At 58.4% G+C, this 15,135-nt stretch carries 11 protein-coding genes; 3 read left to right on the top strand and 8 right to left on the bottom strand.

Going from position 1 to position 15,135, the window contains the following annotated elements; translation table 11 throughout:
* Window positions 1-27 precede the first annotated feature (27 nt).
* The 3 genes from HV822_RS16475 (at window position 28) to HV822_RS16465 (ending at window position 4,094) form a co-directional block, all read left to right on the top strand.
* Window positions 28-2,421 (top strand): fatty acid cis/trans isomerase, encoded by a 2,394-nt coding sequence (locus HV822_RS16475; protein ID WP_238871345.1) that lies wholly within the window; start codon window positions 28-30, stop codon window positions 2,419-2,421.
* 93 nt (window positions 2,422-2,514) lie between these two features.
* The gene (locus HV822_RS16470; RefSeq protein ID WP_238871343.1) at window positions 2,515-3,651 is read left to right on the top strand and encodes a YbaY family lipoprotein; all 1,137 of its coding nucleotides are present in this window, start codon (window positions 2,515-2,517) and stop codon (window positions 3,649-3,651) included.
* A 107-nt stretch (window positions 3,652-3,758) separates the two neighbouring features.
* Entirely contained in the window at window positions 3,759-4,094 is a 336-nt protein-coding gene (locus HV822_RS16465) for a zinc ribbon domain-containing protein YjdM (RefSeq protein ID WP_238871341.1), read from the top strand.
* A gap of 7 nt (window positions 4,095-4,101) precedes the next feature.
* Here the strand turns inward: HV822_RS16465 and HV822_RS16460 are convergent, their stop codons facing one another.
* The 8 genes from HV822_RS16460 to tssI all read right to left on the bottom strand — a co-directional run bounded on the left by HV822_RS16460 (window position 4,102) and on the right by tssI (window position 15,032).
* The gene (locus HV822_RS16460) at window positions 4,102-5,103 is read right to left on the bottom strand and encodes a hypothetical protein (RefSeq protein WP_238871339.1); all 1,002 of its coding nucleotides are present in this window, start codon (window positions 5,101-5,103) and stop codon (window positions 4,102-4,104) included.
* Window positions 5,104-5,217: 114 nt separating this feature from the next.
* Complete coding sequence (locus HV822_RS16455) at window positions 5,218-5,568, bottom strand: hypothetical protein (RefSeq protein ID WP_238871338.1); 351 nt, start codon at window positions 5,566-5,568, stop codon at window positions 5,218-5,220.
* 41 nt (window positions 5,569-5,609) lie between these two features.
* Window positions 5,610-6,419, bottom strand: coding sequence for a hypothetical protein (locus tag HV822_RS16450; protein ID WP_238871336.1), 810 nt, complete (start codon window positions 6,417-6,419; stop codon window positions 5,610-5,612).
* A gap of 236 nt (window positions 6,420-6,655) precedes the next feature.
* Window positions 6,656-7,888: a hypothetical protein gene (locus tag HV822_RS16445; protein ID WP_238871335.1), complete on the bottom strand. Its 1,233-nt coding sequence runs from the start codon at window positions 7,886-7,888 to the stop codon at window positions 6,656-6,658.
* On the bottom strand, window positions 7,885-8,418 hold the full coding sequence (locus HV822_RS16440; protein WP_238871334.1) for a hypothetical protein: 534 nt from the start codon (window positions 8,416-8,418) through the stop codon (window positions 7,885-7,887). The genes HV822_RS16445 and HV822_RS16440 overlap by 4 nt, the downstream gene beginning before the upstream one ends.
* Before the next feature lie 64 nt (window positions 8,419-8,482).
* Window positions 8,483-9,709: a hypothetical protein gene (locus tag HV822_RS16435; protein ID WP_238871332.1), complete on the bottom strand. Its 1,227-nt coding sequence runs from the start codon at window positions 9,707-9,709 to the stop codon at window positions 8,483-8,485.
* The gene (locus HV822_RS16430; RefSeq protein ID WP_238871330.1) at window positions 9,706-12,804 is read right to left on the bottom strand and encodes a hypothetical protein; all 3,099 of its coding nucleotides are present in this window, start codon (window positions 12,802-12,804) and stop codon (window positions 9,706-9,708) included. The genes HV822_RS16435 and HV822_RS16430 overlap by 4 nt, the downstream gene beginning before the upstream one ends.
* 134 nt (window positions 12,805-12,938) lie before the next feature.
* Window positions 12,939-15,032, bottom strand: a complete 2,094-nt coding sequence (gene tssI / locus HV822_RS16425) for a type VI secretion system Vgr family protein (protein ID WP_238871329.1) — start codon at window positions 15,030-15,032, stop codon at window positions 12,939-12,941.
* Between the last annotated feature and the right edge of the window lie 103 nt (window positions 15,033-15,135).

Below are 15,135 nucleotides of genomic sequence, written 5' to 3'. Positions count from 1 at the left end.
TGATTACGCCTATTAAGGAATGCTGTCATGAAGTTCCTCGCACGCTCGCCACGCCGGTTGCTCGGCGCCGGGCTGTTCGCTGTTATTGCCCTGATTTTCGCTTGCAGCGATATCCCGACCTACCCGCACGCCGAACAAACAGTGGCATCGCGTCAAAGCTTCAGCTACCAGAGCGACATCAAACCGATTCTGGAAAACCGCTGCATGGCCTGTCACGGTTGCTACGACGCCCCCTGCCAGCTCAAGCTGACCAGCGCAGAGGGCATCAAGAGAGGAGCATCGCTGCTGCAAGTCTATGATGCAGCGCGACTTGAGGACATGCCGCCAACACGCCTTGGCACCGACGCCCACAGTGAGGCCCAGTGGCGTGAACAAGGCTTCTTCTCGGTACTGCACGACGCCGACGAAGGCAACGCCTCCGGCCTGGACGGGTCGTTGCTGTTCCGCATGCTTGAGCTAGCCCAGCGCAATCCGCTACCACCCAACAGCCGCCTGCCGGACGACATCAAAATAGGCACCGACCACGCCTTCAGCTGCCCAACACTGGAAAATATCGCCGACTATGCCCAGGCCAACCCGCACGGCGGTATGCCCTACGCCACTACCGGACTGAGCGCTGCGGAGTTTGCCCGCATCAGCCAGTGGATTGCCGAAGGCGCCGTGACCGAGCCGATGCCCTGGCAACCCTCGGCCGCCGAACAAGCCAGTATCGAACGCTGGGAAGCCTTTTTTAACCAGCGCGGGCAACGTGAACAGCTGGTCGCCCGTTACCTGTTCGAGCACCTGTTTGTGGCGCACATCCACTTCCCTACCATCAGCGGCAGCAGCTTCTATGAGTTGGTACGTTCGAGCACCCCGCCGGGCGAGCCGATCATGCCACTGCGCACCGTGCGACCCAACGATGCACCGGACAAAGCCTTCTACTATCGCCTGCGCCCGCTGCGCGAAACCCTGGTAGAGAAAACCCACATCACCTACGGCCTGGACGATCAGCGCATGCAGCGCTGGCGACAGCTGTTCCTGGGCGACGACTGGGATCTGGCGGTGCTGCCCGGCTACGGCTACAGCGAACGAGCCAACCCCTTTGCCACCTTCAACGCCATTCCGGCCAAAGCGCGCTACCAGTTCATGCTGGACACTGCTGAGTATTTTGTGCGCACCTTCATCCGCGGCCCCGTCTGCCGCGGACAGGTTGCCACTGACGTTATCCGCGACCAGTTCTGGACCGTCTTTGAGGACCCATCACAAGAAGCCTACGTCAACGATCCGCTTTACCGCAGCCAAGCAACGCCCCTGCTAGGCTTGCCCGGGCAGAACAGCGACCTGCTGGCCCTGGGCAGCGCCTGGCTGGAATACAACGGCAAGCGCAACCAGTACCTTGAGCTGCGTGGCCAGCACTACGCCGCGCGCAAGCCAGCCGGTGCCAGCCTGGACGAGATCTGGGACGGTGACGGCTACAATCAGGATGCCTTGCTGACCATCTTCCGCCATCACGACAGCGCCTCTGTACGGCGCGGCCTCTGGGGCCGGGTGCCAGACACCATCTGGGTTATGGACTACCCGCTGCTCGAACGCACCTACTACGAGCTGGTGGTCAACTTCAACGTCTTCGGCAGCCTTTCACATCAGGCGCAGACCCGGTTGTACTTCGACCTGATCCGCAATGGCGCAGAGCATAATTTCCTGCGCTATGTACCGGCCGAGCAGCGCCAGGGACTTTATGACCAGTGGTATCAGGGCCAAGCCAAACTCAAAGATGCCATTGCCTATACCGGCCTTGACCTGGAGACACCCACAACCCTGAGCTATAGCCCCAGTGACCGTTCCGACAACCGCTCGGTAATGCGCCGCTTCGCCGCTCAACTGGCCGAGCGCGGCAGCGCCGTAGCCGGTACACCGGACACCCTCAATCGGTGTCCGCAGGACAATTGCCAACGTCCAGACCTGACCCCAGCGCAGCAGCAGATTCAGCAACTGCTGCGCCCGCTGGCGCAGGAAACCGGCGCCAGCCTGCCGGTAATTCCACTGCTACCAGAAGTCAGCTTCCTGCGCGTCACCAACGGCGAGGAACGCTGGGTCTACAGCCTGGTCCACAATCGGGCCCACGCCAACGTCGCCTTCATGTTTGGCGAAGAAGATCGCCTACTGCCCCAGCAGGATGATCTGACCATTATGGAAGGCACCCTCGGTAGCTACCCCAACTTCAGCTTCGACGTTGAGCTGCAGGCGTTGCCAGATTTTGTCGCCGCACTGCAAGCAGCAACCGACAGCGAGAGTCTGGAGCGGGTCGCCGACCGTTGGGGCGTGCGCCGCACTCATCCGCAGTTCTGGGAGATCCTTGCCGACTTTCAGCAGTATGTCGAAGAAACTGATCCAGTCCAGGCCGGTCTATTCGATATCAACCGCTATCAAAACCTGTGAACCGGGTCCGGGGAGTCGCGCGCTGTGTCCCCGGCAGATTGGTTTACACTCTGATGGATCACGTCGACGTGACTACTTTGCCGGAGGGACTCAATGCCTCAACTCAACATTCACCTGATGCTGCCGCTGACCATCGCATTGGCGGTCAGCGCCTGCGCCTCGACCCAAGCAACCGCCCCAACTCCTACTGCACAAAATGGCAGCATGGATGAACAGGCCATGCCCCGCACCCGCCTGGTCACAGGCTCGATCGGTTACCGGGAACGTATAGCGCTGCCGCCTGGCAGCGTGGCACATATCAAACTGCTTGACGTGTCGCGCGCCGGCGCCCCGGCAGCCGTGCTGGCTGAACAGAACACCACCCTGATTGGCACTCAAGTACCCGTACCCTTCGAGCTGGATGTAGAACCCCGCATGTTCGACGCGCGTATGCGCTACAGCGTATCGGCGCAGATTCGCAGCGCCTCCGGCGAGTTGCTGTGGACCACCGACACCACCAACCTGATCGACACCAGCCAGGAGGTGAACGAACTGGGCCTGCTGAACATGGTCAAGGTCAGTGGCCGCGTCGCGAACGACGCTGAGATAGTTGATGTCAGCAAGGTGCTTCCCCTGCATGCGTCCGGCAACGAACCCGGCTGGACACTGCAGATGGATAGTCAACGTATGAGCCTGTCGCGCCAGGACAGCACCGCTACTCAACTGACTCCCACACCAAGCGCCACCATGGACGGCACGACCTATCAATTTGACGCCAGTAACGCCACCAACCAGCTGCGTGTGCGCCTGACGCCCCAGCTATGCCGCGACAGCATGACCGGAATGCCCTACCCCTACGAGGTCAGCGTGCAAAACGCCGATATGCATCTCGAAGGTTGCGGAGGCGCTGCGCAAGCATTGCTGATCGGCACCCGTTGGGAGGTCGCGACCATTGCCGGCGAGCCAGTCGATCCGGAGTATAGCCCCACCCTCGAATTTGGAGCCGACGGAAGATTAGGGGGCCAGGGTGCCTGCAACCAGTTCACGACCAGCTATGTAGTCAACGCCGAAGGCCTCAGCAGCAAGGCAATTGCCGCGACCCAGCGTGCCTGCGCCGCGCCATTGATGCAGCAGGACCAACAGCTGTTTGACCTGCTGCAGCACGTCCAACGCTTTGACCTGGATGCGCAGGGTAACCTGGTGCTGATCAGTGCCGACGACCGCAAAATTGTTGCTCACGCCAAAGAGTGATACCTGTTTAGTGGTCACGCATCATAGACAGTATCAGGCACATGGGGCATCATGCGGCGCTCAAAGACCCTGCATTTTGCAGGGTCATCATCGCAACAAGGTATCCCATGACTGATCTGCCCGCCTGCCCCGCTTGCCAATCCAGCTTCACCTACGAAGATGGCCTGATGTACGTCTGCCCCGAGTGTGCGCACGAATGGCCCCAGCAAGACGACAGCAACGCAGACGACAAGCAGATCAAGGACGCAAACGGTAACCCGCTGACCGATGGTGACAGCGTGACCGTTATCAAGGATCTCAAGGTCAAGGGCTCATCGCTGGTGGTCAAGGTTGGCACCAAGGTCAAAAACATACGCCTGGTAGACGGCGACCACGATATTGACTGCCGTATCGACGGCATCGGCGCCATGAAGCTCAAGTCGGAGTTTGTCAAAAAGGCCTGAAAGACTCTCAACGACTGAAACGCACATGCTGGCGTAGCGGGCTATCGCCGCGCCAGACAAACCCCTCGTAGTAATAGTGCATAAACGACACCACCAGCACGGCAGCCGCCACCGGCCAATAGTGCTGCAGGTTATTTAGCGGCCAGGCAATGGCCACCGAGCACAGTGGTAGCCACAGCAAAGGCACCCAGCGACCGCGCGGTAACCAACGGTACAACAGCCCCGACTCACCGCCCTGGTTACGATTGCGATCATGGGTTATGTACACACTGTAGGCTGTCAGATCATGGATAAAGCGCGGCATCAGAATCACAAACAGGGTGTAGCCAAGCCGGTCTATCAACAGCGCAGACAACAGCAACAACGCATTGGCCCATAGGTAGGCTCGGCCCAGTTTGTTCTCAGTCACTCGCACCAGCTGCCAGGTCAACACCACCAGCGCAGCGCAGAGCAGCCCAGCCAACAAGGCCAGCGCCTGATACAGGTCCCAGCCTGCCAGCGACACCCTCCCTAGAAACTGCTGACCATAGACATTCAGATAGATCGCCAAACCGCAGATGATGGCGACCCACTTCCAGCGCACAAACAACGCATCAGGGCGACGTCCGGCCAGCAGCAGCCCCACGCCTAATTGCTGCGACAGCACGTGGTACACCGTAAAAGCTGCAAAGAACACAAACAACACCTGATAGCTCAGTGGCTGCGGCCCCAGCAACCCCAGCAGGCTGATCACGACAAACACCAGCAGCGCCGGCAGCAGGCGGCGCCAGAAGTGACGTACATAAGCCGGCCGCGCCACGGTCAGCGCGCTGGCGATGATATGCGGCAAACCAAACAGCAGTGCCCACACTGCCCAGTTATTAGGGTCATCCGGCAAGAACTGCTGCTGAAACTGGCGCTCAAATAGCAGCAGGTCGATCAAGACCAGGACGAGGGAAACCGGGATAACCAGATAAAGCGCCAACAGCCAGCGGCCATCAACGCTATGCGGGAGAGGTTGCGGGTGCACGACAAGCCTGCCTTTGTTGTTTTCCGCCACTTGACCACAGGCCAACAACCGCGCCCATCACCCGTAGTGGTGAGCCCTCGCTAAGTACCCGCGTCCAAAGCTGCCGGAGTCGGCCTAGCCTCGGTGCACATCATCGTAGTCATCTGCCTTGGGCGTCGCCTGAATGCCACGGGCCTCTTGTTCGCGATAGTAGGTCTCGATGCTTAAATGAGGGTCGATGCGAGCGCGCAAAATGCAAGGCCGCTGTTGCCAGCGATAGGCTGTGTTGCGGCGTACCGCTTCAGGCTGGCCGCGCTCCTGCCAGGCACGAGGATCGAAGTCACGCCAGCGGCGTGAAGGCTTGGCTTTTTTCGCATCGTATTGGGCGGAGGTCTGATCAAGGTGACGGAATTGCTCCAACACCGGCAGCTCAGGCAAAGGCTGGCTCACATCCATGTAACGCTGCATGCAGTCCCAGAAGGCCATGGCCTCTTCCGGCTTGAGCCCCAACGGATGCAATTTGCCACCTAAAAACACCTTAAAAGTGGTGTACCTGTGGTACAGCCAGAGCGCCATGCCACCGCCGCCAAGTGGTCTGGTCGGTACTCCATGGTCACATCAAACTCATAAAACGGAGCTACAAAGGGCTGACGAAAGCGACGTGCAATCGTCACCATACCGGTCTGGCGGTTGAGTTCACTTCCGTCGTGCTTGAACAAGCGCAGATACAGGTCAAGCAGAAAGTCAAAGCCGACCACCCCCATGAACACGGCCAAAACGATATAGCCACACATAACTAGCGAAGCGTAATCGCCAGAAGCAAGGTAATTATAGGCACCACCTATTGCCGCCAAAGCCACGGGTAGGCTCATCAGATACAAATACGCTTTTAAACCTCGTCCCCAATAAAGCCAAGCGCTTAACGCGCACAGGGGTAACCCTGCAAACGCCATAACAAAATAGGCAAGCTCGACTTTCGGGAGAAACTCCAGCAAGGAAACAACAGCAAATAGCCACGGCAAGAGTAATAGCGATATGTACTTAAAAAAGGGGACCAGGGTAAGAATCTTATTAAAATTCTCGAACCGCCATCGTTGATGATTACAATAAATATCAGCATCGCCGGTGCGCTCGAGCCAAGTCTGCTCTTGCCCTCGCAGTTGGCCATCCACCAGTTGCCAAGGATTCAAGCCGGCGTAATACCCCCAGGTCAATTGGGTACGCCGCAACCCGGTTCGGTTTTCATCTTCCCGCCATCTATGCGGCGGTTGGCTAGGAATGTTAGTTGAATCGTATGCGCTCGCCGCATACGAAAGTTCAGTTTGTGCAGTATTCAATGCATTTCCTTTGCTTACTTTCCATGGGTGAAAAAACAGCGAGGGGTTCTACCCCACTTATCTGGTGGCTGCCGGGGCATTTGGCTCGAATGATAGGCGCTGTCGGCGTATGTAAGGCCAGTTGATAGGGTGTTCAATTCAGTTCCTTTGCTGCCGCGAAACCGCGTGAAAACCTTCTTGAATCAGTGAGCTGCAGCTTGCGCGTCTAACAAGCGGGACTTTTTCACTGTCGGGTTCTACGCACCAGCACGATGAACATTGTCAAAGTCATCTGCCTTGGGCGTCGCCTGAATGCCACGGGCTTCTTGTTCGCGGTAATAAGCCTCGATGCTCAACTGCGGATCGATGCGGTCGCGCAGAATGCAGGGATGCTGTTGCCAGCGATGCGCCGCGTTACGCCGCATGGATTCATGCTGGCCGCGCCGTTGCCAGGCGCGGGCATTGGTATCGCGCCAGCGGCGTGGTGGTCTGCCGCTTTGAGCGTCGTATCGCGCGGTAGTCGGATCAAGGTGGCGGAATTGCTCCAGCACCGGTAAGTCCGGCAGAGGCTGACTGGTATCCATATAGCGCTGCAGACAGTCCCAGAACGCCATCGCCTCCTCCGGTGACAGCCCCAGGGGATGCAGCTTGCCACCCAGAAAAACCTCACAGGTGGTGTATCTGTGGTGCAGCCACAGAGCCATACCACCGTCGCCATGTGAGCCCGGTCGATATTCCATGGTGACATCAAACTCATAGAACGGCGCCATAAAGGGCTTACGAAAGCGACGTGCAACGGTCACCATGCCGGTCTGGCGATTGAATCCACTGCCATCGTATTTGAAAAGGCGCAGGTAAAGGGCAATCAATAGGTCAAAACCGATGGCGGCCATAAATATAGATAAACCCATTACCACCGGAAACCAAAAAAGGCCGCCTCCGTTATCAAACACAAAGCAACCAATAGAGGCAAGCAAAAAGCTCACCCCTAAACAAGAAAGAGCATGAACCAAGTAAGATTTAAAACTTCTTTCCCAATACAACCAACCACTTAATATCATCATAAACACAGAAACAACCACTATAGCAGCCAACACAACAACAGTCTGGCGCTCCATATATTCAGCAATCGGAATTGCTTCAATCGCAGAGCCCATCCAAGAAACCCAAGTAACAATCAGAAGCGAAAAATATTTAAAATAGATCAACAACAAAATTATTTTGTTGAAATTTTCAAACCTCCAGCGCTGGTGATCACAGTAAATGTCACCGGCGCCCGGACGCTCCAACCAAGTTTGTTCTTGACCCTGCAACTGCATATCAACCACCTGCCATGGGTCCAGCCAGGAGTAGCAACCCCAGTTCAACTGCGTGCGCTGTAGGCTGGTGCGATTCTCGTCCTCCCGCCATTTGTGTGGTGGTTGAGCAGGTATACGGGTCGAATCGTAGGCGCTGTCGGCATAAGCCGTATTAGTCAGAATTTCGCTCATAAGGGGGCACGTTCACTTAGCGAAGTCAGCCAGTAGGGGGCGCTACCATCAACATCACTATCGTCGGGCAACAGTCGCGGGTTAAAGGCGACCCAGTCACGGGCGGCGGGTTGCGGTAGCACAAGATCATCGAAAGCAGGAAAGGGGTCATTAGGCCTGCACTCTCGTCGCCCCAGCGCAAACTGCGCTCTGACTTTAAGGGGGCGGTTGCAGGAGCTGAGTGCAACCGCCAACCAATACTCACCACCAGGCTCGGTAATAAGGACTTGTCGGCGATGACGGTTGAAGCGAATGGGGGAGTAAAACGGCTTGCGCCACTGTTTGATAAACAGGTACCAGAGGGTGCCCATCACCCCTACCCCCAAAACTGCCAGAATCGCTAGGCTCAGCCAAATATCTCCGCTTGCGGCAATCCAAACTGAAATAGCCAAAAACATAACGGAGCCCATATGCAACGTCATCCAACCCGCGCCCATAGCAAAACTGCCGATATCTAGGTAGACGTCATTCTTGCGCCAGATGGTATTCATCAGATCGCTGGCGGCCTGGCCGGTAGGGATGGGTAGCGGAGCGAGTAGCATAGGGCCCCAACTCTCAGCCGCGATGAACGTTGTCATAGTCATCCGCCTTCGGCGTAGCCTGAACGCCACGCGCCTCTTGTTCGCGGTAGTAGGTCTCGATGCTCAACTCTGGGTCGATGCGAGCGCGCAGAATGCAGGGTTGTTGTTGCCAGCGATGCGCCGCGTTACGCCGCATGGATTCATGCTGGCCGCGCCGTTGCCAGGCGCGGGCATTGGTATCGCGCCAGCGGCGTGGCGGTCTGCCGCGTTGAGCATCGTACTCCGCGGTGGTCGGATCAAGATGACGGAATTGCTCCAGCACCGGCAAATCCGGCAGCGGCTGACTGGTATCCATATAGCGCTGCAGACAGTCCCAGAACGCCATCGCCTCCTCTGGTGACAGCCCCAAGGGATGCAGTTTGCCGCCCAAGAACACCTCACAGGTGGTGTATCTATGGTGTAGCCATAGCGCCATACCACCGCTGCCGTGCGAGCCGGGGCGGTATTCCATGGTGACATCAAACTCATAGAACGGCGCCATAAAGGGCTTACGAAAGCGACGTGCAACGGTCACCATCCCTGTCTGACGGTTAAATCCGCTGCCGTCATATTTGAACAGGCGCAGATAAAGCGCGATCAACAGGTCAAAACCGATGGCTGCCATAAATATGGATAGCCCCATGACCACTGGAAACCAGAAAATCTCTACGTCCTTGTCAAGCCAAAAGTGCGCAATAGATACACATACAACGCTTACGCCCAAACCAGAGATTGAGTGCACCAAGTATGACTTAAAGCTTTTCTCCCAATATAGCCAGACACTGACAACCATCATAATTAGACAAAAAACTCCGAGCCCCATCAGTAAGGCAGCCACCTGATGAACGTCATCAGACTCATCGGGTATTAGCTCCACCACTGAAAATGCCCAAGACATCCAAGTAATAACGAGGAGAAAAAAGTACTTAAAATAAATAAACAACAAAATAATCTTATTGAAATTCTCAAATCTCCAGCGCTGATGATCACAATAAGTATCGCCACCACCAGTGTGCTCTAACCATGCTTGCTCCTTCCCCTGCAGCTGCATATCGACAACCTGCCACGGATCAAGTCCAGCGTAATGCCCCCAGCTCAACTGGGTACGGCGAAGATTGGTACGGTTTTCGTCTTGCTGCCACTTATGAGTAGGCTGCCGGGGTATTTGGCGCGAATCATAGGCACTGGCGGCATACACTGTACTACTCAGCATTTGGCTCATAGCGAGTCCCGCTCACTTAGCGCAATCAGCCAGTAAGGCACACTGCCGTTAACATCCTGCTCTGCGGGAAGAAGCCGCGGGTTAAAAACCGCCCAGTCACGTGCGGCGGGCTGCGGTAGCACCAGATCATCGAAGGCAGGAAAGGGATCATTCGGCCTGCACTCTTGTCGCCCCAACGCAAACTGCGCCCTCACTTTAAGGGCGTATTGCATTTGCATAAGGCCAGTGCGAGCCTGACTACCAATATGCGGCAAGACATAGACAACGCGGCTGGCGTCCATAACCACCGCGCCTAGTTTGTAATGAGAGAGCGGCCCGGCTGGTAGGCGCTTCCAGCCTGTCTGGTGCCCCCTAACCCACTGCAGCTCAGAGGCCATTAACCGGAACCGGCTGTCGTTAGGATATTGGCCCAGCAAACCTGACTGCAGCTCAACTACCCAGTCGAGGGGGTGTAACTCCCGTTGCCTCGCACGCGCGGCCAGCTCCAGTTTTCGGCGCTCCTCTTCCGACGCTGCCGCGGTCCAGGCGCTCAAGCGCGAGATCTTTGCCCGCGGTTCGCCAATGGCGCCCAGTAATTGCTGGTAGGCAATTCTCGGATCGTTCATATGCGGTAAGCGCTGTTCAATGCCGAAGGGGCCGTGCTTAATCGCCTGCTCAATCGCACCGTCGGCCATCAGCGCCGCCGCTAACGCGCCGCCGATGAGCAACACCACACCCGCCGCCAGCACCCAGGGACTTGCCAGTATACCTATCGTATACAATGCCCATATCGCACCGCCCCCTGCCGCTATCGCGTTCGCAACCGAAACGTCTTTGTCACCTGCATCAAAAGCACGCTTGGCGTCCCATACAAAAATCAGAGCTGTAATACCCATCGCGGCGCCACCCGCTATGCGAGAAGCGTTAAGCCAGGTGCTACCAGTGCGCTTCTGTAAATTACCCGCCCAGCGCTCAGATACTTTTGAAACGTCGATACGCCCCTGTTCCCAGAGCAGATACCAGGGCGACCTTGCACCGGTCCGCTCGACAACCTTCAAAGCCACGTTATTAGAAGCAAGAGACAGATCCGCGAGCGCGGAAATCCAACCCACAAGCCAACGTCCCTTCTGACCTTCTTCCAGAAGCCCGGCAGCTCCAACCGTATTCACATGCAAGTTATACGCAGCCATCACCGTCGCCAACAACGGCAACGCGGGCGACTTGGCTAGTTGCGCAGCCCGCCCAGCATTAGAGGCACCCACCCGCCAGCTATTGAGTTCCTGCACCAGCGGGTCGTTTGCCGGGGCAGCAACCACCATGAGGCGGCCCAGGTCTTTGCTCGCAAAGTGGTTCGCCTTTGCGAGCTTGCCGCTGGAGGTGCCGAGCACGTCTCCGGAACGGCCCTGCAGGTTGCTGTAAAGGTAGTTTTCTCGGGTCAGGGTGGTTCGCTCGCTGGGCGTCAGTCCAAAACTCAGGCCCGCGCCATGTACGCCCAGCACCACCATATCCTGCGCCAGTGCCTGACCTTGGGGTAGAAACTGAAGCGACTTTGCTTTGGAGTGAAGCGACTTCAACAACCCCATTGTGGGTGTAAACAGGCGCGGCAACTCCACCTGCACGGTAGAGGGGGCTACCCGCAGTTTTCGCAGCGTCATCAGCATCACTTTCGACAAGTGCGCCAGCCACTCATCAACTGCCAGAGCCAGATTTTGGGTGGAGTACTGATAGTTAGCATTGCCCTGGCTTTCCATTCCAGCAAACAGCGCGAGGGTACTGATACCCATATTCTCTGGGTCTGCCGGCTGCGCTTTTGCAGCAAGGTCAGCCAGTCGGCTGGCCAGCTCCGGCAGCTCCCCCTCCCCTGCGGCAAGCGCAGCCCGCGTCAGCGGGTGACTGGCTTCCGCAAGGTGGGTTACCAGGCGCTCTATCGAGCGCAACAGCCGGCGGCTATCCGCTGCGGTGCTGCGCGCGTCAGTATCGTGCGGCAGGCGGCCAAGTTGCTCCAATAGTTCTATCAGCAGGCTATATGGCTCAAGCAGACGTTCATCGCGGGTGTAAATCCAGTCGTTCCAGACGACTGAAAGGCCGCCGCGGCACAGCGACATGGTGCGATCGAGTTGCCGGTGCAGGCAGTCGCGCGCCATACGTCGCTCCTGATCCATCATCGATTTGTTCAGTGCATGAGTGTCGACCTGCGCGCGCAAGTGGGCCAAAGGAGCATCAGCCGACATGGCCCACTGATGCAGCAGCTCGGCATAACGACCATGGGGCTGGTAGGGGATCAGCGCGTTGCAGGTTTGCAGGGTTTCGGTCGCCAAACGAGATTGCTCAACAGCATGGCGAAACTCAAATAGCGGATCATTCAACAATAGGCCGACCAGCTTGGGGTAACCTCGCAGGGCTTTGTCATCCAGCACATCATTGGCAGGCGGCAACGCCGGCAGCGGCTGCGGGCCTTGTGTTGACATGTGTTCGGCCAGGGCCTGCTGGTGGCTGTGCAAGCGTACAAGCGGCTCGTCAGGGCTTAGCTCCAGCAGTGCAGGCGTGAAAGTGTCGGGACTGCTGAGTAGGCACTCAAGATGCAGGTCTCGAGGGCGCAGGCCGCTTTCCAGTGCATCGACCAGCACGGCGGGCATCGCAAGAGTCGGTCGCCAGTGTTCCTTGCCGACCACGGCTGCTGCCCAGGCGGGCGCTACGTTCTGGCAGCGCGCCTTGACCCTGCTACTGTCCGCCTCAAGCCAACTGATGTACTCCCAAGTCCAGGGCATCTCGCTGTAGGCCATGTCGATCTGATCGCCGACGTAGCGCCCCTGTAGTAATACGGGCACCAACGTGAGTGCCAGTGGCTTGCCTACGGCGGCACGGTCGTCGCAGGGTTGGCCCACCGCCGACTGACTTCGCCAGTAGCTCACATCAACGTCGGCAAGCGCCCCTTTGCCATCACAGACCTGTTCACGCCAGAGCTTGCCCTTGCGAAAAACATAGATGCGCCCCGGCCTGGTCAGTGCACCAACAGGTTCCCGGTCGGCGCCCTCACCGACAGGCAGGCGTGCCATGGGGACGATTGCCAGGAAGGTATTTTGCTGAATTTCCGGCTCTTCCTCGTGGCTGCGCATGTCCTGCTCGACCACAATCTGCAGGATGCCACCATCCTCTCGTTCAAGGTTCAACGCCAGGTTGGCTCGCTGTGCGTTGGCATACTGGGCCCGCTTGCGCGTGCCTTGCTCGATTGACTCGTCCTTGAGTTCACTCATCGCTTATCCTCAGGGTCCAGCAGTTGTACCTGCCCGCCGAACGCCGGGTCTCCCCACACGTCTACGATCAGTTGCTCCAGCACCGACTTCTGATTCGACTCTGCAGCTGGCTGGTTAGACGCTGCTCTGCCAGTCATTTCCCCTGCGCTATCCAATGCGGCGTGCTCTGGCATCTCTGGTAGCAGCGGCTCCGCCGGTGTGCCCTGCCCCGGGCTGCCGCCGGAGTTCAGGCGGATGTTGGCGCCGGTGACGGTGACGCCGCTGGGGTCGATCTTGATAAAGCTGCCGCCGGCCTTGAGGGTGATTTCCATGCCGGCGTCGATCACGATCTTGCGGCCGCTGGCCAGGTGAATTTCCTGTCCGGCTTCGGTGAGCTGCCGCTGGCCAACGCGAGTGTGCTGACTCTCGGCGATCGTCAGATGATCGTTGGCCTTGAGTTCGGTCAGGCGGTTGGCGTGGACGGTGCGGTGTACTTCGGCCAGGTGCTCGCTGTAGTGGTTGGCGACGATGTGGTCGTGCCGTTCATTGCCCACATGCAGGCGTTGATCGTGCTCGATGCGCTGGTCCCAGTCGCGCTGGGCGTGCAGGTAGATCTGCTCGGCACCCTTCTTGTCTTCAATACGTAGCTCGTTGTAGCCCTCGCCGCCGGGGGAGCTGAGGCTTTTGAAGGTGCTGCGGGTCTTGTGGGCAGGCAGATCCACCGGGGGCACGTGTTCGGCGTGGTACAGGCAGCCGGTGATCAAGGGCTGATCCGGGTCGCCTTCAAGAAAGCTCACCAGCACTTCCATGCCAACCCTGGGAATGGCCAGGGCGCCGTAGCGGTCGCCGGCCCAGCCGCTGGCAACCCGCAGCCAGCAACTGGTGGTGTCGTCGGCCTGGCCTTCGCGGTCCCAGTGAAACTGCACCTTCACGCGGCCGTGCGGGTCGCAGTGAATCTCTTCGCCCTCTGGCCCGGTAACTACCGCACTTTGACTGCCGGCGATGCGCGGCTTGCGGTGCTCCAGTGCGGGGCGCCAGATGGCTTGCCAGGGGGTGGCGATAAAGCGGTTGCGGTAGCCTTGCGTAAAACCGTCTTGCTTGCTGGTGTCACTGGTGACGGCTTCTTCCAGCACCTGCGGTTGCTTGCCCTGATGCTCAATGCTGGTAAGCAACCAGAGGTCGTTCCAGTCATCACGCAGGTGGCCGGTCAGCGGTAGAAAATAGCCGCTGCGCAGGCCAGGCTGATCGCTCTCACCGTTAGCCTGCAATTGATGGCTACGGTGGCGCTGCAGGTGGATGCGGCTAAGATGCTTGCCGCGTTCGCGGTCGCTAAAGCGCCCGGGATAGTCGTAGTCTTCCAGTGCCGGCTGGGGCGCGCCATCTTCCAGCCGGGCCTCGGCTTCCATGTGCAGACGCGGCTTCAGAAAGTCGTAATCGCGGCGGGCGACCCGATCAGGCCGGGTGGCGGCAGTCAGGCTGAAGCGTTTGACTACGGGTTGATCTGCCACCAGGCCGGTGCCCTGGCTGTAGCCGATCTCGGGCAGGCGTGCAAAGCAGGTCTGATCGTCACCAAACACCAGGGTATGGCCGTCACGTTGGTGCTCAAAGTGAAAGTGCAGCCCTTCCTCCTCGCACAGGCGCTGGATAAAGTGCAGATCACTCTCATCGTATTGGGTGCAGTAGCGGCGCGCGGGCAGCGGCGTATTGACGGTGAAGCGATAGGCGTCGCTGTGGATACCGTGCTCCTGCAGCACAGCCGCAATGATCTCGGCGGCGCTGCGGTGCTGAAAGATTCGCTGGTTGATGCGGTGCTGCAGGTACCCCAACTGCGGCTGCAGGCGCAGCTGATAGCGCGTCAGCCGGCGACCTGACTCGCCCTGAGTGAGCTGATCGATAAAGCCGTGAAAGCCGCTGCCGGCACCGGTATCCAGCCAGGCTGGCAGGTGCAGCAGGCTCGAGAGGTCAATATCCGGACGTTCGCTGACCAGCGTCAGCAGCACCGCATAGGGCTGGTTGAGCGCCTCACGGGCAGTGAACTCCAACACTTTGAAGTCATGTGCGGCGCCGTCAATTTCGAGGCTGAAGTGCGCCTGATTGGCGGGGGAGAACATCCGTTGTTCCTCGGCAGATAATGCGTGAGCTGAGGTTACGGATTACGCTAGGGTTTGGCAGGGGCCGACCCGGCAAAAGGCGATGCAGTGCGCATTTTGCCGC

Origin of the sequence: Halopseudomonas maritima, assembly GCF_021545785.1 — a bacterium.
Taxonomy (GTDB): Bacteria; Pseudomonadota; Gammaproteobacteria; order Pseudomonadales; family Pseudomonadaceae; genus Halopseudomonas; species Halopseudomonas maritima.
The sequence above is the reverse complement of the archived record's forward strand: the minus strand, read 5'-3'. Positions and strand labels throughout refer to the sequence as shown.